Raw genomic sequence first — 20190 nt, 5'->3', positions numbered from 1 at the left:
CAAGAGACACGCCATGATCGCCTCGCCCAACCTTGACCAGACCAGCAAGCTCGCGCTCGACACCAACAGCCTCAACGGGCTGAAGAACAGCGCGAAAGCCGGCACGCCGGCCGCCATGAAAGAAGCGGCGACCCAGTTCGAGGCGATGTTCATCAATATGATGATGAAGAGCATGCGCGATGCGACGCCCCAGGAAGGCATGCTGGACAACCAGCAGACCAAGACCTTCACGACGATGCTCGACCAGCAGACCAGCCAGAACCTGGCCAAGCGCGGTGTCGGCCTGGCCGACGTGCTGGTGCGCCAGCTGAGCGCGAACCAGATGGGGCAGCAGGCGCTGGCCATTGGCGCCGATGGCATGGGGGGCGATGCCGCCGCTGGCGCTGGCCGCCTGACCCCGTCGCTGACCAACGCGGCGGCGATGTATGGCAATGGCGCGGCGCTGGGTGCTGGCGCTGCAGCAAGTGCTACCGCCAGCAAGGCGCCGCCGCTGCCGGCAACGACCGAGACGGGCCGCATCCAGGCGCCGCACGTGCGCGCGTTCCAGGAAAAACTGCACGAGCACGCCCATGCGGCCGAGCAGACCACGGGCGTGCCGGCCAAGTTCATGCTGGGCCAGGCCGCGCTCGAGACCGGCTGGGGCAAGCGCATGATCAAAAATGCCGATGGCAGCAACAGCAACAACCTGTTCGGCATCAAGGCTGGCCCTGGCTGGAAAGGCAAGGTCGCCACCGCCGTCACCACCGAATACGTGAATGGCAAGCCACAGACGAAGGTCGAGAAATTCCGCGCCTACGACAGCCCGGCCGATTCGTTCCGCGATTACGCAAACATGATCGCGAAGAACCCGCGTTACGAAAAAGTCATCGGCAGCAGCGACGCGGCCACCTTTGCCCAGGGCCTGCAGCGCGCCGGCTATGCGACCGATCCAAACTACGCGGCCAAGCTGACGCGCCTGATCAAGAACTCGCTGGCGTAATGTACCCATGCGCACATGCGCCCGTTGACGCCATTCTTATGTCAGCCAACCGTCAAGTTTTCTGAAAACCTGCCGTTGACTGTACTGTCACAGAGAGAAAAAAATTATGTCAGGTAGCCTCCTCGCCATCGGTAAGACCGGGTTGTATGCAGCACAGGCAGCCCTTGCCACGACCGGCCACAACATCGCCAACGCGAACGTGGCGGGTTTCTCGCGCCAGACTGTCGTGCAGGCCACGTCGGCCGCGCTCGATACGGGTGTCGGCTTCCTGGGCACCGGGACCGAGATCGCGCAGATCAAGCGCTACAGCGATAATTTTCTGAACGCGCAAGTGCGTAACGCCCAGGCCAGCACCAGCGGCCTGGAGTCGTACTACGGGCAGATCAAGCAGATCGACAACCTGCTGGCCGACACCACATCGGGCCTGTCGCCGGCGATGCAGGGCTTCTTCAAGGGCGTGCAGGACATGGCCGCCAACCGCGCGTCGGTGCCGTCGCGCCAGGCGATGCTGTCGAGTGCCGAAACGCTGGCCACGCGCCTGCAGGACCTCGATTCGCGCCTGGGCGAGATCCGCTCCGGCGTGAATGGCGAGATCGAAGCGAGCGTCACCGCGATCAACACCTACGGCACGCAGATCGCCAAGCTCAACGAGCAGATTTCCAATTTCGCCTCCTCGGCCACGCGCCCGCCGAACGACCTGCTCGACCAGCGCGACCAGGTGGTGCTCGAACTGAACAAATTCGTCAAGGCCAGCGTCACGCCGGGCGACAACAGCAGCCTGACGATTTCCATCGGCAACGGCCAGCCGCTGGTGGTGGGCAATGACTCGTTCCAGCTGGCGGCGATGGCGTCGCCAACCGACCTCACGCGCATGGAAGTGGGGTACCAGGTGGGCTCGAAAGTGGCGGTGCTGCCCGATGGCGCGCTCTCCGGCGGCAAGCTGGGCGGCCTGCTCGAGTTTCGTACCGACACGCTCGACAAGGCCCAGAGTTCGCTCGGCAAGATCGCCATTGGCATGGCCTTTGAATTCAACGCACAGCACCAGCTGGGCCTGGACCAGAACGGCAACAAGGGGCAGCCGTTCTTCAACGTGGCGCCGGCGTTCGTCGGTGCGAGCATCAACAACGCCAAGGGCACCAGCACCGATCCGGCCGCCGAACTGAGCGCCAAGGTGACCGATCCGAGCAAGCTCAAGGACAGCGACTACGAAGTCACGTTCAACGGCACCAGCTACAAGGTCGTGCGCCAGTCCGACAACGCCGATGTGGGCACCGTCACGCCGGGCGCCAACGGCGTGGCCACGTTTGAAATCGATGGCGTCGAGTTCAGCTTCAAGAACAATGCGCGCAACAAGGACACGTTCCTGGTGCGCCCGACCATCGACGGCGCGGCCAACTTCAAGGTGCTGGCCAATGATGTCTCGCAGATCGCCGCCGCGGCCCCGATTCTGACCAGCATGCCGCTGACCAATACCGGCACCGCCAAGATCAGCGAAGGCAAGGTGTCCAAGGATTTCCTGACCACACCCGCCGCGTTGCCGGTCACGCTTGAATTCGATGAAACCAGCGGCAACCTGACCGGCTTCCCGGCCGGCATGGTGACCGTGGTCAACAGCAAGGGCGAGTCGAGCCAGGTCAATTCTGCCAACGTCAAGTTCGACAACGGTTCGACCTACAGCTTTGGCGGCGTGAGCGTCACGATGACCGGCAAGCCGGGCGACAACGACAAGTTCACGATCGCGGCCAACAGCAGCGGCGTGGGCGACACCCGCAATATCGCTGCGCTGGGCGAGCTGCAGACCAAGAACATCTTCAACAACGGCACCGCCACGCTGACGTCGTCGTATGCGCAGATGGTCAGCCAGGTGGGCAACAAGACGCGCGAAGTGCAGGTCAATGCGCAGGCCGGCAATGCGTTGCTGGCGCAGGCCGAGGGCGCCCAGGCCGATGTCTCGGGCGTGAATCTGGATGAAGAAGCCGCCAATCTCATCAAGTACCAGCAGGCTTATCAGGCGTCGAGCAAGGTGATGCAGATCGCCGGCACCATCTTCGACACGCTGCTGTCGATCAGCCGCTAACGTAGAGAAAGAAGATCATGCGTATCAGTACCGCGAATCTGTATTCCACCTCGACCAACCAGCTCAACACGCTGCAAAGCGCGCTCGCGCGCACGCAGATGCAGCTGTCGACCGACCGCCGCCTGCTGACCGCCGCCGACGATCCGGTCGCCTCGGCGCGCGCGCTCGAAGTGAGCCAGTCGCAGGAAATCAATGCCCAGTTCGCTACCAACCGCAACAGCGCGAAGTCGTCGCTGGCGCAGGTGGAATCGACGCTGCAAAATACGGGCGATGTGCTGCAGGACATCCAGACGCTGGCCGTCTCGGCCGGTAACGCCACGATGCTGCCGAGCGACCGCGAAAAGCTGGCGACGGAACTCGAAGGCCGCCTGGCCGATCTGCTGGGTATCGCCAATACCGCCGACGGCTCGGGCGGTTACCTGTTTTCGGGTTACATGACTACGACCCAGCCGTTCACCAGCACCCCCACCGGCGCGGCCTATCAGGGCGACCAGGGCGTGCGCCAGTTGCAGGTGAGCGATTCGCGCAAATTGCCGCTGTCGGCATCGGGTAGCGCCATTTTCGAAGCAATCCCGACCGGCAACGGCACGTTCCAGACCAAGGCTGGTAGCGGCAATACGGGCGCGGCCCTGATTTCGTCCGGCTCGGTCGTGGACCGCCAGGCCTTCAACAGCACCAAGTACGGGATCGAATTCGCGGTGAGCACCGCCACGCCGCCAGTCACCACGTATTCGGTCTACGACACGAGCAGCAATCCGCAAGCCGTGGTCAGCAGCGGCAATGCCTATGAGCCCGGCAAGCAGATCACCTTTGGCGGCATGGCCTTCGACATCAAGGGCGCGCCGGCCAATGGCGACACCTTCAGCGTCGAGCCGAGCCAGAAGCAGTCGGTGTTTACGACCGTGACCGACCTGATCTCCACGCTGCGCCTGGCGGGCGAAGGCTCGGCCGGCAAGGCAGCGTTGACCAACGGCCTGAACACGGCGCTCGACAATCTGAAGAATGCGCATGACAACGTGTTGACAGTGCAATCGTCGGTGGGCGCGCACATGAAAGAGCTCGATTACCTCGACAGCACCGGCGACGACCTGGACATTCAGTACGCCTCCACGCTCGACGATCTGGTGGGCCTCGACACCGTCAAGGCCATCTCGGACTTCTCGCAGCAGCAAATGACGCTGCAGGCGGCGCAGATGTCGTTCAAGACGATGTCGGGCCTGTCGCTGTTCAACTACCTTTGATCTTCGGCGCGACCTTACCGTTCACCTTTGGTGGTTCTTTCGCGGCGCTGATTTCGGCGCCGCAGTTCGTATCGGGCGCCTTGTCGACGTTGATCAACGGGAGCAGGGCAGCCAGCGGATTGATCGCTGCCAGCGCCACGGCTGCGCCGGCCTTGAGCGCCAGCGGCCCGGCATGCGGCCCCACTTTCGGATCCTTGAACGTGCCGCGCGCATACAGCGGCGTGCGCAGCGACAGGATGCGCGCACCCTTGGTTTTCGGCCGCACGTCCACGTCGAGCTTCTCGGTGGCCAGGTCCACATAGCCGGTCGCGTTCACCACCGCATCTTCACTGTCGAGCACGAAGCGATCGATGTTCGCGCGGCCATTGCGCACCGTGGTGGTCGCCGCCACGCAATTGAGCATGGTTTGCTTGTCGCCGAAAATCTTCACGTAGACGGCGTTGGCCACATTCAGGCCGGCCAGTTCGAGGACGAACTGGCTGACCGTGCCCTCGGTAACGACGGCGTTGATCTCACCCTGCGACGTGCCCAGCATGGCGGCCACGGTGTTGCCCTTACCGACCAGCGCGCCATCGCCATTGATTTCACCAAAGGTTGCCTGCATCGATTGCAGCTTGGGGAACAGTTCGCGGATCTTCACGCCGCGCGCCGCCAGCCGCGCCGATGCATCCAGCACCTTCTCGCGCCCGTCGAGGCGGATGTTCGACGTGATGCGCCCGCCCGCCAGCGCAAAGCTCAGCGGGGTCAGCGTCAGAACCTTGTCCTTCATGCGGATCGTGGTTTCGATATCGCGCAGCGGAATGTCGGCCGTACGGAGGATCTGCTTGCCGGTGAACTTGACCTCGGCGTCGAGTGCGCCCCATTTGGCCGTGTTGAACTGGTCCACAGGCAGGGCCTTGCCCGGCGCCGGCGCCGTGACCTTGCCGGCGGCCTTGGTGCCTTCGCCGGTATCGGCGCCCACGGTCGGACCCAGGTCGGCCAGGCGCAGTTGCTTCGATGTCAGCGCGCCGGTCAGCAGCGGCCGCGGCTTGCGCTGGGCGTAGGCGAGCGTGCCAGCGATATCGCTGGCGCCGACCTTGCCGGTGAAGTCTTTATAGGTGAACGTCCAGAAGTCGCCGTCTTTCTTGCCCAGCAAGGTGCCCTTGGTGGCATACGGCGGGGTTTCCGGCAGCAGCACGCCAGTCAGCCCGTACAGGTCGGCCATGCTGGCGCCGGCCAGTTGCATCTGCAGGGCAAAGCCCGACAGCGAACGCGGATCGCGGATGATGCCGCGCAGGCCAAGCTTGTTTTCGCCGGCCGTGGCTTCGGCTTCGATCGGGAAGCTGGTGTTGTCGCCCGTGAGCGAGAGCACGGCGCCGGCCTTGCCGCCACCGGTGATCTTCGCCTTGTTATAGGTACCGGTCAGCTTGAATGCCAGGCCATACGGCGGCACGCCTTGCGCCGTGGAGGCGGTTTCGCCGCCCTTGATCGAATCGGCCGTGGCGCGCAGGTCCAGGCTCATCGGTTCGTCGACGTAGCGCACCTTGGCGCTGTCGAAGGCCAGGCGCTGCAGATCGACCTTCCATTCGGAGGGGCCGTTGTCCTTGAACGTCCACGAATTGCTGCCATCGGCACGGCGCTGGACAGCGATGTCCGGATTGGCCAGGCGCAGGTCGGTGATCACGACATCCCTGGTCAGCAGCGGCAGGATGCGTACGCCGGCCTCGATGCGCTGGGCGGCGGCCATCTGCTTGCCGACCGTGCTCCAGGCAGGGTTGCTCATGTAGACATTGTCGGCCGTGATATGCGGCTGCGGCACGAAGCGCCGCCAGCCCGTTTCACCGTTGCGATCACGCTGGAACTTGACGTCCAGATCACCGCGGATGGCGAATTCACGCCCGGTCGTTTCCGACACCTTGCGGTTGATATAGGGACGCAGCATGTTCCAGTCGAACAGCATGAGGAACAGGATCACTGCCACGGTGATGGCCAGCAAGATCCAGCCGGTAATTTTGAGAGGTCTGGAAAGGGTCATTGTCGTTCGTGCCCATGAGTGGGTCGGCGGCTGGCGCAGCGAGGCACCGGGATCGTCAGGCTAGCAGGGTCTTGGCAATATTGTTGGTTGGCTAAGTCGCACTACTGCACAATTAATTGGTATTTTTTTACGCTTTGCGTCAGGTGAGAGAACATTCAAGGCCACGCGCCATGCCCGGAGTCCGGCGTGATTTTATGCTTTCCGGTTATCTTGATGTGGCTTCCATCGGGCTATACTGATCCTTTCCCGACCCATTGGTCACGCTCATGCACACCGACAGTCTGCTTGCCAATGCCCCCACCGCTGAACGCGTCGTCGCAACGGGTTCTGCAGCCACGTTCCCTGACACGACAGCGCCGAGGGTGGTGTCGGTCAGCGCAACCGTCGACGGGCCTGTCACGATTGTGTTTGATGAAGCGATCCAGGCGTACGGCGGCAGGCTCTCGCTGCTGACCGGGAACTTGTCGATGACGCTCGACTCGTTCGACCTGTCCGACCCTGCGGTGACGATCAGCGGCAACACGGTCACATTTATCCCAGGTCACGTGCTGTCGGTGCGCAGCTATGCGCTGGGATTTAGCCCCGGCAGCATCGCCGATTCCGCCGGCAACTTTTACGAGAATGGGCGACTTGTGGGACCATTCGAGGTCAACACGCTGCGTAATGGCGACACCGCACTTGCCGGCTTGGGCATTGGCGGTCGTGTGGCCGGCACCGATGCGAACACGCGCGACACGGCGGTCTTTTTCAAAACGCCATCCGACTTCACGCTCACCAAGACCGCGACCGGCTATACCGTCCCGGGTCCCTTTGCCGGACAGACGATCGAACTGGTCAGTATCGAACGTGCCCTGTTCACTGAAAGCAAGGACGCGCTGGCGCTGTCCATGACGGGCAACCTGGGCCAGGTTTACCGCCTGTACCAGGCCGCGTTTGACCGTACACCCGACAAGATCGGTTTCGGTTTCTGGCTAGCGGTCAGCGACGCGGGCCAGACGTTGACGGCGATCTCGCAGAGCTTCATCGACAGCGCGGAGTTCACCGACCTGTATGGCGCCAATACCAGCAATATGGCCTTCATCGACGCGCTGTATGACAACGTACTGCATCGCGACGGCGAAGCATCCGGTGTGGCATTCTGGAATGATGCGCTGGACCATGGCACCAGTCGCGCGGACGTACTCATTGAATTCGCCGAGAGCATGGAAAATCGAGCGCAACTGGCAGACGTCATCGGCAATGGCTTTGCCTATACGCCGTATGGGTGAGTCGCTCGCGCTCTTGTAAGGCGAAGCGTTGCGTATCCGGTCAGACACTTTCCCTGATTCAAACGAGGAAAAACTCGAGGCCACGCGCCATCGCCGGGAAGGTTGCCGAACCATGGTTTTCGTGCGCCAGCAGGTGGAACTGCACACGCGCCAGAGTAGGAGTCTTTTGCAGTCGCTCGCCCAGTTCGCGCGCGTTGTCCACCATGCGGCGCGCGGCGGCAATGGCGTCACGGCCCTGCGGCGGGCCGTTTGCGATTGACGGTTGTTCCAGCTCGCCCACGGCCAGCATCAGCGACGGTTTCGACGGCAGCGCAGCAACGCGCTGGCTGAAGCCGTCCATCCCGCCCAGCACCACGCGGTCGCGGTACCAGATCGATGGACTGGCCGCCAGATAAGTCTGGAACATTGCCGGGCGCGTGAACAGCGCGTGCAATGTGCACAGGCCGCCATATGAATGGCCATACAGCGCCTGGCGCGCCGGATCGAGCGGCGCCAGCGTTGCGATCAGCGGTTTCAGTTCGCGTTCAATAAAGTCGAGGAACAGGTCGGCGCCGCCTTCCTTCGCGGGGCCGTCCGCGCCCGAGGGCGGCGTGTAGTCGCGACCGCGCCCCATTCCATAATCGAACTCGCCCGGATAGCCGATGCCGACGACGACGGGCAGCGCAGCGCCCCGCGGCAGGATCGTGCGCGCCATCACTGCCAGCGTCGGGAAGGTCGCGTTGCCGTCCAGTGCGTAGATGACCGGGTAGCCAGCGGGTGGGGGCGGGGTGGTGGGGATGCTGACGAAGATGCGGTAGGTCTGGCCGGTGATGGGCGACGTGATGTCGAGTTGCCGGGCCTGCTGCAGTGTGGCGGGTTGCCACGCAGCTGCGGCATGTGCCAATGGAGTAGCCATGGCGGTTAGTGCGGCAGCGGCGCCGAGGATGCGGCGGCGCGGGAAGGAAGTCGGAACGGCAGCAGGAGTGGCCATGCGCTTGATGAAGGATGAGAATGATTCTCATTGTAACGCAGTGCGCGGGCTCGATTACCCCGGCGCTGGTACCACCGGCCTGGCCACCGGCTGCGCACCCGCCGTCCCTGGTTGCGGATTGCTCGCACGAGGCAATGATCTGCTCACTTCAATGCCCTGATTGAACAGGTTGACGATCGGCGCGCCAAGGTACGGCAGCACCAGGCTCAGCGTCAAAAAGCCCACGCCCAGCGTGATCGGAAAGCCGATGCCGAAGATGTTCAGCTGGGGCGCGGCGCGGGTCAGGATGCCAAGGGCAACCTGCGTGATCAAGAGCGCGGCGATGATCGGCATGGCGATCTGCAGCCCGGCCGAGAAGATGCGGCCGCCCCAGCGCACCAGTTCCAGCGCGGTGTTCGATGAAAATGGGGTGTCGGTAATCGGCATCGTGATGAAGCTTTCGGCCAGCGCCTCGAGCAGGATCAGGTGGCCGTTCACGGCCAGGAAGGCCATCGTCGCGACCAGCGCCATGAACTGGCTGATGGCGGACGAGCGCCCGCGCGTGCTGGGGTCGAAGAACATCGCGAAACCCAGCCCCATCGTCTGGCTCGAGACTTCACCGGCATATTCAATGGCGGCAAACACGATGCGCATGGCAAAGCCCATCGCCAGTCCGATGATCATTTCCTTGGTCAGGATAAGGAGGCCCGCCCACGAGGTCGGGTCGGCCGCCGGCACGGCCGGCACGAGGGGGGCGATGACGATCGCCAGCAGGATGCCCAGCGCGAGCTTGGCACGCACCGGCACGCTGGCATTGCCGAACAGCGGGGCGGCGGCGATCAGGCCGAGAATGCGCGACAGGGGCCACAGCAGTCCGGCGATCCAGGCATTCATTTCCGCCGAGGTCAGCGTCAGCATCGGGCGCTTCCGGGCGTGCGCACGCGGGCCTTAGCCGATCAGGCCGGGAATACCCGTGAACACCTGGCGCATATAGTCCAGCATCACCGACAGCATCCACGGTCCGGCCACCACCAGCGTGACGAACACGCCGACCAGCTTCGGGATGAACGACAGCGTGGCCTCGTTGATCTGGGTCGCGGCCTGGAAAATACTGATGACCAGGCCGACGATCAGCGCCACCAGCAGCAGTGGGGCCGAGACCATCAGGGTCACTTCCATGGCCGTGCGGCCCATCGTCATTACGCTCTCGGGAGTCATCGCGCGGCGTCCTCTAGTAGAAGCTCTGGGCCAGCGAGCCCAGCAGAAGTTGCCAGCCGTCGACCAGCACGAACAGCATCAGCTTGAACGGCAGCGCGATGACGGCCGGGGACATCATCATCATGCCCATCGCCATCAGGACCGACGCGACCACCATGTCGATGATCAAGAACGGGATGAAGATCGCAAAGCCGATCTGGAACGCCGTCTTGAGTTCACTCGTGACGAACGCGGGAATCAAGACGCGCAGCGGAATGTCTTCAGGGCCCTGCAGCGCCGGCGAGCGCGAAATCTTGACGAACAGCGCCAGGTCGGATTCGCGCGTCTGCTTGATCATGAATTCCTTGAGCGGCACGGCGCCCCGGTTCATGGCCTCGGTCATCTGGATCTGGTTGTTCTGCAGCGGCAGATACGCTTCGCTGTAGATGCGGTCGAAGGTCGGCCCCATCACGAAAAAGGTCAAAAACAACGCCAGCCCGACCATCACCTGGTTCGGTGGCGCGGTCTGGGTACCGAGCGCCTGGCGCAGCAGCGAGAGCACGATGATGATGCGCGTGAAGCTCGTCATCATCAACAGCGCAGCGGGCAAAAAGGTGAGCGAGGTCAGCAGCAGCAGCGTCTGCACCGGCAGCGAATACGCGGTGCCGCCGTTGGCCGCCGGGCTGCTCTGGAACGCCGGGATGCCGGGCTGCGCCGCCGCGATCAGCGGCAGCAGGGCCAGGCCAGCGGCCAGCCACAGGTGTTTATGACGCATTGCGTTTGTCCATCGTATTCTTGAGCCAGTCGGCAAAGCGTGTGGCCGGGATGCTGCCTTGTGCGGCGCCCGCGCCCAAATCCACGTCCTGGCGCGGCATCGTGTGCAGCGCGTTGACGCGGCCCGGGGCGGCGCCGACGACGATCCACTGATCGCCCACTTCGACCACCATGATGCGTTCGCGCCCGCCGATATTGAGCGCACCGACCACGCGCAGGTTGGCCAGGCCGCCGCCCGGCTTGGGGCCGTAGCGCTTGAGCAGCCAGGCCAGGCCGATCAACAGGCCCAGCACGAGCAGCAGCGCGAAAATCGTTTGCAGCAGGCCGGCCGCGCCGGAGCCGCTCGAGGCCGGCAGCGCGACTTGCGGCGGCGGGCGCATCGGCGTGATGGCGGGGGCGGTGGTCGTGGTGGATGGCGCCGGCGTGGCCGCCGTCACTGCCGCTGCAGCAGCTTCTGCAGGCACCGCAGCATTGCCCGGCAGTGCCGCAGCATCGCCCGGCAGCGCGGCAACCGGTGGCGCGGTCGTGGCGGGCACGGTGGCCGGCGCCGGCACAGCAGGGGCGGGCGCCCGGCCGGTGGTGGTATCCGTGGCTGGCGCCGCCTGCTGCGCCAGCGCGAGCGGCGCTGCCAGCAGCAGCGCCGCAATGGTCGTGAAATAGCTGGCGGCGCGGCGTGCGGTCATTTATTGAGTTTGCGAATCCGCTCTGATGGCGTGATGATGTCGGTGAGGCGGATACCGAATTTGTCGTTCACGACCACCACCTCGCCCTGGGCGATCAGGCAACCGTTGACGAGCACGTCCATCGGTTCACCCGCCAGGCCGTCGAGCTCGACCACCGAACCCTGCGCCAGTTGCAGCAGGTTCTTGATGGCGATCTTGGTGCGGCCCAGTTCGACCGTCAGTTGCACCGGGATGTCGAGGATGAAGTCGATATCGTTCGGCGTTTCGTTGCGCGCGCCCTTGTTCGAAAAATCCTTGAACACGGCTGCAGAGGCCACCGGTGCGGCGGCTGCGGCGGACGTCTGGCGTTCGAGTGCTGCCGCTTCGGCCGCGGCCTGTTCGGCAATGGCGGCGCCCCAATCGTCGTCGATGTGTTCCTGGTCTTCCTGATTGTCGGACATGGTGTTCTCCTGTACGGCCAGCGCGATGCGCCTTGCCAATATACCAATTACTTGTTGAATGTGTCGCTATTGGCGAGCAGCTTCTCGACCTTCAGCGCATATTGCCCGCTGAAGACGCCGTAGCTGCAGTCCATCACGGGGACGCCGTCGACCGTGGCCTGCACCATCTCGGGCACCACGATCGGGATCACGTCGCCAATCTTCATGTTGAGGATTTCGTCGAAGTTGGCCTTGCCATGGCCCAGCACCGCGACCAGCTCGACTTCGGCGACCTGGATCTGCTGCGTCATCAGGCGCACCCAGCGCTTGTCGACTTCGAGCGCTTCGCCCTGCAGGCTCGAGGTCAGTGCATCGCGGATCGGCTCGATCATCGAATACGGCATGCAGAAGTGGATCTGGCCCGACACCGAGCCCAGCTCGACCGTGAAGGTGCACGACACCACCACTTCGTTCGGCGTGGCGATGTTGGCGAACTGCGTGTTCATCTCGGAACGGATGAACTCGAATTCGACCGGGAACACCGGCTCCCATGACTTGGCATACGCCTCGAAGATGATGTCGAGGATGCGCATGATGATGCGCTGCTCGGTCTGGGTAAAATCGCGGCCCTCGACGCGGGTGTGGAAGCGCCCGTCGCCACCGAACAGGTTGTCCACCAGCAGGAACACGAGGCCCGGATCGAGCACCATCAGCGCCGTGCCGCGCAGCGGCTTCATGTGCACCAGGTTCAGGTTGGTCGGGACCACGAGGTTGCGGATGAACTCGCTGTATTTTGACACCCGCACCGAGCCGACCGACACTTCGGCGCTGCGGCGCAAAAAGTTGAACAACCCAATCCGCAAATACCTGGCGAAGCGCTCGTTGATGATCTCGAGCGTCGGCATGCGGCCGCGCACGATGCGCTCCTGCGTTGCCAGGTTATAGGTGCGGACCCCCGAGGTGTCTTCAGGCGCCGAGATGTCGTCCTGATCGCCGTTGACCCCTTTTAAGAGGGCATCGACTTCTTCCTGGGAGAGGAAATTATCGGCCATGTTTGTCTGGATTTACTGGATGATGAACGAGGTGAATAATACGTCGGACACTTCCTGTTCGTCGCCATCTTTCTCGAAGGGTTCGGTAATGGCTTTCTGGATCTCGGTGGCGAGCTGCTGCTTGCCCTCGACGGTGCTGATCTCGGATGCTTTTTTGCTCGACAGCAGCAGCAGCATGCGGTTGCGCACGATCGCCATATTGTCCTTGACCAGCGTGGCCTGCTCGGGACCCGCCACTTGCAGCGTGAACTGTACTTGCAAATACTGTTCGCCGTTTTCCGGTTGCAGGTTCACGGTGAACGATTCGATCGGCACGTACTCGGCTTTTGCGTCCGGGTTCTTCTTTTTCTTTTTCTTGTGCTCTTTGGCTGGCGCGTCTTCTTCTTCGCCATGGGCGGCGGCGCCCTGCGTGAAGTACCAGCCCGCACCGGCGCCTGCGCCCAGCACCAGCACGGCGGCGAGGATCATGATGATCAGCTTTTTCTTCGAGCCGGAAGGTGCCGCTGCGGTGTCCGCTTTCGGATCAGCTTTCATTTTCGGATTCGCTTTCAAGATGTGTCTTTGCCGCTGGTTGGTGAGGGTTCGTCATTATGGCATTGTCGCGGAAAGATGCGTCCTGGCAAGCCTCGAAAAGAGGGGGGAAGCCGTGGTAATCCGTGTGATTGTTGCTGAGGCGCGATGACAGAATAGAAAAGGGCGGCCGTGTGGCCGCCCCCGGGACAGCCGTGCTGCATCAGGCGAACAGATCGACCATGCCACGGTCGCCGATCGACACGGTACGCGTGCGCGGCGCGACCTCGTTCACGGCCGGTGCGGCATCCTGGCCATCGCCCGTCAGGCCACCGGCGCCGCGCTGGCCGCCCTGCGCGCGGCGGTCACTGTCCTGTTGCTGCTGGCGCTGGTCGGGCACGTTGGCATCGACCGTGGCATTGCCCAGCGCGATGCCGCTTTCGCTCATCATTTCGCGCAGGCGGGGCAGGGCGTTTTCAAGCGCCTGGCGCACGTCGAGCTGGTCGGACGAGAAGGCCACGGTGGCCTGGTCGTTGGTCACGTTCAGCACAATCTGCACCGGGCCCAGGTCGGGCGGATTGAGCGTCAGCGTGGCCGCTTGTTCCTTGCCGACCATGTACACGATGCGCTGGCTGACCTGGTTGTCCCAGGCCTGGGTGCCCAGGCGCGCCGGGATGCGGTCGCCCGGCATCGCCGGATTGCCCGTGGCATCGACCTTGGCCGCCTGGGCCTGCAATGTGGCCAGCGGGGCCGGCGCTTCTTCGGCCACCGGCAATTGCTGCTGCTGTTGCTGTGTATCGCGCAGCTGGGCCTGGAACTGGCCGACAGCCTGCTCGCCCTGTGGCAGCGCGGCGCCAGGCGCCTGCGTGGTGCGCAGTTCGGCGGGTGCCTGCTGCACGCCGCTGGCGGGTGCCTGGCCCTTGCTGGTGCCGCTGGTGCTGGCGTCGGTGGCGTCGGCTGCGTCAGGGGTGACGGTCGCGCCGGCGGCCATGGTTTGCATATTGTCGAGCGCCGTTTCGAGCGCCGTCAGTTGGGCGTCGCCTGGCGTGGCGGTGTCGGCTGCGGCGGTGTCCGTGCTCACGGTGGCGGCGGTGCTGGCCGGCTGGCTCAGGCTGGCCATGAAGGCCAGCATGTCCGTCACCGGCGTGGTGGCTGCCGCTGCTGCCGCGGCCGCGGCCGCTTCTGCTGCCGCAGCGTCATCGGCATCGCTTGCCGCGTCCGCCGTGCTGCTGCTGGCCGCTTGTGTGGACTTGGCGTCGCCGTCATGCATTGGAGGGCGGATGGTCGACCGGGTCGGGCCTTCACGCACCGGCTCGCGGTTGGTCTGCTTGTCGGGGGCCGCCGGTTTTGGTCCTGGCGCCGGTTTCGGTTGCGCCGCTGGTGGCGGCGGCGCAGCGGGCTGGCGCGTGGCCATTTCACGGTTCAGCGTGGCGCTGAATCCGCCAGTGCCGCTGCTGCGTGCTGCGTCGGCCAGGCGATCGGGCATGGCCGGACGCTGCGCCGTGGCGTTGGCGCCGGTGATCTGAAACGGGAGGGTATTGGTCTGCATCGTCATGGTGGACTCGACTATCGACGTTGGTTCAGCGTTGTTTGTAACGGGCGCCACGGGCTGCGTGGTCATCCATCTGCTTCTGGTCGCGCTTGTTCTCGACCTTGAGTGCTTCACTTGCCGCACGTTCGTTCAGCGTGCGGTAGGACAGGCGCTTGCGCTCGCTTTCCTGCCAGGTCGTGCGCTCGAACGTCGCCTTGTTCTGCGCGTGTTTGAGCACCTCGCGCTGGCCACTCAATGCGTGGTCCAGCTTGCCAATGAAGGCAACGAAGTTGTGGTACGCGAAAGGGGTGATGCCGTCCATCTGGGCAGTGTCGAGCTTGCGCGCGTATTCGTCGCGGTAGCCGACCAGCATGGCCAGCTTCTGTTCGGCGTCCTCGACCAGTTTCAGGGCCGCACCGAGCCGCTTGGCGGCCGCGTCGGAATCGCGTTGCGCCAGGTCGATCAGTGTTTCGAGAGCGGAAGCTTGTGCCATGGTGAATCACATTCTACCGGCATGACGTTGCCCGCAATCACTAGAATAACGTGGTCAATCGCCCCAAGCTCTCGGGAAGCGACGCGTTGTCGTGGATTTCCTGGCACAGGAATTCCTCGATCTCGGTGTTCTTGGCAATCGCCATGTCGAGCACCGGATCGCTGCCGGCCGCGTACGCGCCCACACTGATCAGGTCGCGCGAGCGCTGGTAGCGCGAGTACAGCTGCTTGAGCTTGCGCGCCGCCAGCTGGTGCTCGTGCGTGGTGATCGAGTGCATGGCGCGCGAAATCGATTGTTCGATGTCGATCGCCGGGTAGTGACCGGCTTCGGCCAGGTGGCGGTTGAGCACGATGTGGCCGTCGAGAATACCGCGCGCGGCATCGGCGATCGGATCCTGCTGGTCGTCGCCCTCGGACAGCACGGTATAAAACGCCGTGATCGAGCCGCCGCCTTCGAGGCCGTTGCCGGCCCGTTCGACCAGCACCGGCAGCTTGGCGAACACGGATGGCGGATAACCCTTGGTCGCCGGCGGCTCGCCGATGGCCAGCGCGATTTCACGCTGCGCCATCGCGTAGCGGGTCAGCGAATCCATGATCAGCATGACATTCTTGCCCTGGTCGCGGAAGTACTCGGCAATGGCGGTGGCGTAGGCCGCGCCCTGCAGGCGCAAGAGGGGCGGCGAGTCGGCCGGCGCGGCCACCACGGCCGAGCGTGCGCGACCTTCCGGGCCCAGGATCTGGTCGATGAATTCCTTGACCTCGCGGCCCCGTTCGCCGATCAGGCCAACGACGATGATTTCGGCCTCGGTGTAGCGCGCGATCATGCCGAGCAGGACCGATTTACCGACACCGGTACCGGCGAACAGGCCCAGGCGTTGGCCGCGGCCGACCGTCAGCATCGAATTGATGGCGCGCACGCCGACGTCGAGCGTGTCCTTGATCGGCGCGCGGTCGAGCGGATTGACGGGGCGGGCGTTCAGCGGCGCCATGTCGGACGTGCCGAGCGGGCCCAGGCCATCGAGCGGCCGGCCGGCGCCATCGACGACGCGGCCCAGCAGCTGGATGCCCACCGGCAGGTGGCGTGCGCGGTCTTGCGGCCGGCGCCGCCCGTGCGGCACGCTGCCCGGTGGCGGAAGCACGCTTTCGACGGGGAACACGCGCGAGCCGGGCACGACGCCTTCGGTGTCGCTTTGCGGCATCAAAAACAGGCGCTCGCCCTCGAACCCGACCACTTCGGCCTCGATCTGGCCGCTGGCGGTGGGGATCGTGCAGGCCGCGCCCACGGCCAGCCGCAGGCCAACGCATTCCATGACCAGGCCCGCCACGCGCGTGACGCGCCCCGAAATCTGCAGCGGTTCGGCAAAGCTGACGAGCGTGTCGCAGTCGCGGATATACGCTTTCCAGCGCGCCGTGTGGCGGTCGTGCGAGGATGCCTGGGGCGGTTGCGGGGTGGTGTGGTCGTCCATGTTACGGGCTTAGCCAGTCGACGTTGGCGGCCAGCGCGTGGGTCAGGCGTTGCCAGCGGGCCTCGACCTGGGCATCGATCTGGTTGCTGGCCGTCTCCACCCGGCAGCCGCCGCGCGCGATGGTGGCATTCTCGATGATGCGCCAGCCGCCGGTGGCCAGTTCTTCGGCCATGCCATGGCGTACCAGTTCGGCATCCTGCGGATTGAGCATCAGAAGGGCGGGCTGCTGCAGGATCGGCAACTGGTTGATGGCGTCGCGCACCACCGACATGATGAGCTCGGGCCGCACGTCCAGGCCAGTGCGCACCATGCCGCGCGCCAGGCGCAGCGCCAGGTCGAGCACATCCCTGGCGATCGTTTCGTCGGCCTGCGCCACGGCATTGCCGAAGCTGGCGGCAACCGTGCGCAATTGCTCTAGTTCTTCTTTGGCGGCTTGCTCACCCTCGGCGCTACCGGCAGCAAAACCTTCGGCATACCCTTCGGCGCGGCCTTCAGCTTGGCCGTCGGCGCGGCCCTGCACGCGGCCTTCGTCCAGGCCCTGCGCGAAGCCTTCCTGGCGCGCCGCCTCGCGCATCGCCTCGAGTTCTTCGACGCTGGGCAGCATGACATTCGGCGGCAGGCCGAGGCCGAGGCTGTTCAGCGATACGCCCGCCGATGCTGCGGGGGCGGATGGCTGCTCAGCAGCGCGCCGGGCAAGCGTGCTGGGGCGCTCGTCGCCAAACGAGGCCATTTCCCAGCGCTGGTAGGCGCTCTGCTGTTCTTTTGAAATTGCCATCAGACGAACGAATCCTCTCCTTTACCACCCAGGACGATCTGGCCTTCATCGGACAGTCGCCGCACGATCTGCAGAATCTGCTTCTGCTGGGATTCCACTTCAGACAAGCGCACCGGACCTTTCGACTCCAGGTCTTCGCGCATCATTTCGCTGGCACGCTGCGACATATTCTTGAACACCTTCTCGCGCAGATCCTGCGAGGCGCCCTTGAGCGCAATGATCAGCATGTCGGACTGTACTTCACGCAGCAGCAACTGGATACCACGATCGTCGATATCGATAATATTGTCGAACACGAACATCTCGTCCATGATCTTCTGCGCCATGTCGTTGTCGTAGTTCTTGATGTTGTCCATCACGGCCGATTCCTGCTCGCCGCTCATGAAGTTCAAGATCTCGGCCGCCGTACGCACACCGCCCAGCGACGACTTCTTGATGTGCTCATTGCCCGACAACAGCTTGGTCAGCACGTCGTTCAGTTCGCGCAGCGCCGCCGGCTGCACGCCGTCGAGCGTTGCGATGCGCAGCACCACGTCGTTACGCAACCGTTCCGTAAAGTTTGCCAGAATTTCACAGGCCTGGTCGCGCTCGAGGTGGACCAGGATCGTGGCGATGATCTGCGGGTGCTCGTTGCGGATGAGCTCGGCGACCGACACCGAGTCCATCCACTTCAGGCTTTCGATGCCCGACGCGTCCTTGCCGCCGAGAATACGGTTGAGCAGCACGGCCGCCTTGTCGTCGCCCAGCGCCTTGGTCAGCACCTGGCGGATGTACTCGTCCGAATCCAGGCCCACGGTCGAGTGCAGATTGGTTTCGGTAACGAAGTCTTCGAGCACCGTGACCACCTGTTCGTGCTGCACCGCCTTCATCTGCGCCATCGCGGCGCCCAGCTTGAGCACTTCGCGCGGGCCCAGAAACTTCATCACCTCCGACGCTTCGGATTCACCCAGGGCCAGCATCAGGATGGCGGCCTTGTTGGTATTGTCTTTGTCTTTATCACTCATTTGAACCCAACCATCCTTTGATCACGTTGGCGACGATGCGCGGATCCTTGTTTGCCAGCTCTTGCGCCATTTTCAGGTTGGCGCGGTAACCCATGTCCTGACGTATCTTTTCTTCTTCCTTGATCGCTTCTTCGGCCGGCGTGTCGGCGACTTCTTCTTCGGCGTCCTCGTCCTTTTCTTCTTCCTTTGGCTCTTCCGGCACGGCGGTGGCTTCGTCGAACTTCTTGATGGCCGGGCGCAGCAGCGGACGCAGGAAGCGGAAGTACAGGAAGGCGATCACGGCAGCCACGAAGGCATAGCGGGCCAGGTCCTTGAACAGCGGGAAGTTCGCCGGATCGCTCCACCAGGTCGGTTCTACCACCGCCTCGGCCGGTTTGTCCACGCCGTCGAACGGCGCGTTGGTCACGTTCAGCGTGTCGCCGCGGGCCTGGTTGTAGCCCATCGCCTGCTTGACCAGCTCATTGATCTGGGCCACTTCGGCCGCGGCCAGCGGACGCACGGTGACCTTGCCGGTGGCCGGGTCGACGATGCGGCGGTGATTCACGACCACGCCGACCGTCAGGCGCTTGATGCCGCCCATCGGACGCTGCTCGTAGCGGATGGTCTTGTCGACTTCGTAATTCGTGGTCGAGTTCTTGCTGGTCGGGGCGCTCGGTGCGGCTGCTTCGGCCGGCGGCGCGCCCTGGATCGGCGCCGTGTTCACGCCTGGCGGCTGGTTCGACAGCGCGCCCGGCACGCCGGATGCCGCGCCGCCCGCGCCGACGACTTCCGAACTCTGCGTGCTGCGGATCGCCTGCGGCTCCGGTGGCGAATTCGGCTTGTACATTTCAGCCGCCGTATCGACCTGGGCGAAGTCCACTTCGGCGGTGGCTTCGGCGCGCACATTGCCTTCGCCGACGAGCGGCTTGATGATCGACTCGACCTGCTTGATGATGTTCTGCTGGACCTGGTCGACGTACTTGAGCTGGGTCGGATCGAGCGACTTGCCGCCCGCGCCCTTGTTGCTGGTATCGGACAGCAGCGCGCCGTTCTGGTCGACGACGGTGACGTTACCTGTGGTGAGTTCCGGCACGCTCGACGCGACCAGGTGGACGATGGCGCTGACCTGGCCCGGATCGAGCGCGCGACCCGGCTGCAGGTTCAGCAGCACGGACGCGGTCGGCTTTTGCTGGTCGCGCACGAAGACGGATGGTTTTGGCAGCGCCAGGTGGACGCGCGCCGCGGCCACCGACCCCAGCGACTGGATCGAACGCGCCAGCTCGCCTTCGAGCGAGCGCTGGTAATTGACTTGTTCCAGGAATTGCGACACGCCCAGCTTCTGGTTCTCCATCAGCTCGAAGCCGACGTTGCCGCCTTTCGGCAAGCCCTGCGCCGCAAGCTTCAGGCGCAGATCGTGGATATGTTCGGCCGGCACGAGGATCGCGTTGCCGCCTTCCGAAAACTTGTACTGCACACCCATCTGGTCGAGCGACGCGGTAATGGCGCCGCCATCGCGGTCGCTGTAATTGGCGAACAGGACCCGGTACTCCGGCGCCTGGCTCCACATCCAGACCGCAATCATCAACGCCAGAATGAGCGCGACACCACCACCCACGGCAACGCGCTTGCCCATGGTCGTCTGGAAAAACGACGGGGTAGCGGGGGCCGGCGTGCCTGGTGGCGTGTCGATAAGGTTTTCAGCAGTTGCTGCCATGGTGGAGGGGCCTGGTCAAAATGGGTGGGGACAGCACGCATTATGGAGCCACCGGGCAACATTCAA

19 protein-coding genes are annotated in these 20190 nt (G+C 64.1%); 4 read left to right on the top strand and 15 right to left on the bottom strand.

Going from position 1 to position 20190, the window contains the following annotated elements; all coding sequences use genetic code 11:
- The first annotated feature begins 13 nt into the window (after window positions 1–13).
- The 3 genes from flgJ (at window position 14) to flgL (ending at window position 4297) form a co-directional block, all read left to right on the top strand.
- Window positions 14–979, top strand: coding sequence for a flagellar assembly peptidoglycan hydrolase FlgJ (gene flgJ, locus ACZ0AJ_RS14710; protein ID WP_499455448.1), 966 nt, complete (start codon window positions 14–16; stop codon window positions 977–979).
- A 106-nt stretch (window positions 980–1085) separates the two neighbouring features.
- Window positions 1086–3056, top strand: a complete 1971-nt coding sequence (gene flgK, locus ACZ0AJ_RS14705; protein ID WP_499455238.1) for a flagellar hook-associated protein FlgK — start codon at window positions 1086–1088, stop codon at window positions 3054–3056.
- 17 nt (window positions 3057–3073) lie between these two features.
- Complete coding sequence (gene flgL, locus ACZ0AJ_RS14700) at window positions 3074–4297, top strand: flagellar hook-associated protein FlgL (RefSeq protein WP_499455237.1); 1224 nt, start codon at window positions 3074–3076, stop codon at window positions 4295–4297.
- On the opposite strand, the gene ACZ0AJ_RS14695 is transcribed toward flgL, so the two are convergent.
- Window positions 4284–6311: an AsmA family protein gene (locus ACZ0AJ_RS14695; protein ID WP_499455446.1), complete on the bottom strand. Its 2028-nt coding sequence runs from the start codon at window positions 6309–6311 to the stop codon at window positions 4284–4286. The genes flgL and ACZ0AJ_RS14695 overlap by 14 nt on opposite strands.
- 254 nt (window positions 6312–6565) lie before the next feature.
- On the opposite strand from ACZ0AJ_RS14695, the gene ACZ0AJ_RS14690 reads away from it, so the two are divergent.
- On the top strand, window positions 6566–7579 hold the full coding sequence (locus ACZ0AJ_RS14690) for a DUF4214 domain-containing protein (RefSeq protein WP_499455444.1): 1014 nt from the start codon (window positions 6566–6568) through the stop codon (window positions 7577–7579).
- Window positions 7580–7637: 58 nt separating this feature from the next.
- On the opposite strand, the gene ACZ0AJ_RS14685 is transcribed toward ACZ0AJ_RS14690, so the two are convergent.
- The 14 genes from ACZ0AJ_RS14685 to fliF all read right to left on the bottom strand — a co-directional run bounded on the left by ACZ0AJ_RS14685 (window position 7638) and on the right by fliF (window position 20124).
- Entirely contained in the window at window positions 7638–8474 is an 837-nt protein-coding gene (locus ACZ0AJ_RS14685; protein ID WP_499455234.1) for an alpha/beta hydrolase, read from the bottom strand.
- Window positions 8475–8603: 129 nt separating this feature from the next.
- Window positions 8604–9446: a flagellar biosynthetic protein FliR gene (gene fliR / locus ACZ0AJ_RS14680; RefSeq protein ID WP_499455233.1), complete on the bottom strand. Its 843-nt coding sequence runs from the start codon at window positions 9444–9446 to the stop codon at window positions 8604–8606.
- A gap of 30 nt (window positions 9447–9476) precedes the next feature.
- Window positions 9477–9746, bottom strand: coding sequence for a flagellar biosynthesis protein FliQ (fliQ, locus tag ACZ0AJ_RS14675; RefSeq protein WP_332532384.1), 270 nt, complete (start codon window positions 9744–9746; stop codon window positions 9477–9479).
- Window positions 9747–9759: 13 nt separating this feature from the next.
- Window positions 9760–10500 (bottom strand): flagellar type III secretion system pore protein FliP, encoded by a 741-nt coding sequence (gene fliP / locus ACZ0AJ_RS14670; protein WP_183555719.1) that lies wholly within the window; start codon window positions 10498–10500, stop codon window positions 9760–9762.
- On the bottom strand, window positions 10490–11182 hold the full coding sequence (gene fliO, locus ACZ0AJ_RS14665) for a flagellar biosynthetic protein FliO (RefSeq protein WP_499455232.1): 693 nt from the start codon (window positions 11180–11182) through the stop codon (window positions 10490–10492). Before fliO ends, fliP begins: the two co-directional genes overlap by 11 nt.
- Window positions 11179–11622 (bottom strand): flagellar motor switch protein FliN, encoded by a 444-nt coding sequence (fliN, locus tag ACZ0AJ_RS14660; protein WP_499455231.1) that lies wholly within the window; start codon window positions 11620–11622, stop codon window positions 11179–11181. Before fliN ends, fliO begins: the two co-directional genes overlap by 4 nt.
- Before the next feature lie 47 nt (window positions 11623–11669).
- Entirely contained in the window at window positions 11670–12653 is a 984-nt protein-coding gene (gene fliM / locus ACZ0AJ_RS14655) for a flagellar motor switch protein FliM (protein WP_183555716.1), read from the bottom strand.
- A gap of 12 nt (window positions 12654–12665) precedes the next feature.
- Window positions 12666–13187 carry a flagellar basal body-associated protein FliL gene (gene fliL / locus ACZ0AJ_RS14650; protein WP_183555715.1) on the bottom strand — a complete coding sequence of 174 codons (522 nt, stop codon included), beginning with the start codon at window positions 13185–13187 and terminating at the stop codon, window positions 12666–12668.
- 199 nt (window positions 13188–13386) lie between these two features.
- Window positions 13387–14718 carry a flagellar hook-length control protein FliK gene (locus ACZ0AJ_RS14645; protein ID WP_499455230.1) on the bottom strand — a complete coding sequence of 444 codons (1332 nt, stop codon included), beginning with the start codon at window positions 14716–14718 and terminating at the stop codon, window positions 13387–13389.
- Between the two features lie 25 nt (window positions 14719–14743).
- Entirely contained in the window at window positions 14744–15187 is a 444-nt protein-coding gene (fliJ, locus tag ACZ0AJ_RS14640; RefSeq protein ID WP_183555713.1) for a flagellar export protein FliJ, read from the bottom strand.
- Between the two features lie 40 nt (window positions 15188–15227).
- The gene (gene fliI, locus ACZ0AJ_RS14635) at window positions 15228–16652 is read right to left on the bottom strand and encodes a flagellar protein export ATPase FliI (protein ID WP_183555712.1); all 1425 of its coding nucleotides are present in this window, start codon (window positions 16650–16652) and stop codon (window positions 15228–15230) included.
- Between the two features lies 1 nt (window position 16653).
- Window positions 16654–17427, bottom strand: a complete 774-nt coding sequence (gene fliH / locus ACZ0AJ_RS14630) for a flagellar assembly protein FliH (protein WP_499455229.1) — start codon at window positions 17425–17427, stop codon at window positions 16654–16656.
- Complete coding sequence (gene fliG, locus ACZ0AJ_RS14625) at window positions 17427–18431, bottom strand: flagellar motor switch protein FliG (RefSeq protein WP_499455438.1); 1005 nt, start codon at window positions 18429–18431, stop codon at window positions 17427–17429. Before fliG ends, fliH begins: the two co-directional genes overlap by 1 nt.
- A complete protein-coding gene (fliF, locus tag ACZ0AJ_RS14620; RefSeq protein ID WP_499455228.1) occupies window positions 18424–20124 on the bottom strand; it encodes a flagellar basal-body MS-ring/collar protein FliF in 1701 nt (566 codons plus the stop codon). The genes fliG and fliF overlap by 8 nt, the downstream gene beginning before the upstream one ends.
- Window positions 20125–20190: the final 66 nt, after the last annotated feature.

It is taken from the genome of Telluria sp. AC161, assembly GCF_979258535.1.
This window is presented reverse-complemented; position numbering and strand designations above follow the sequence as displayed.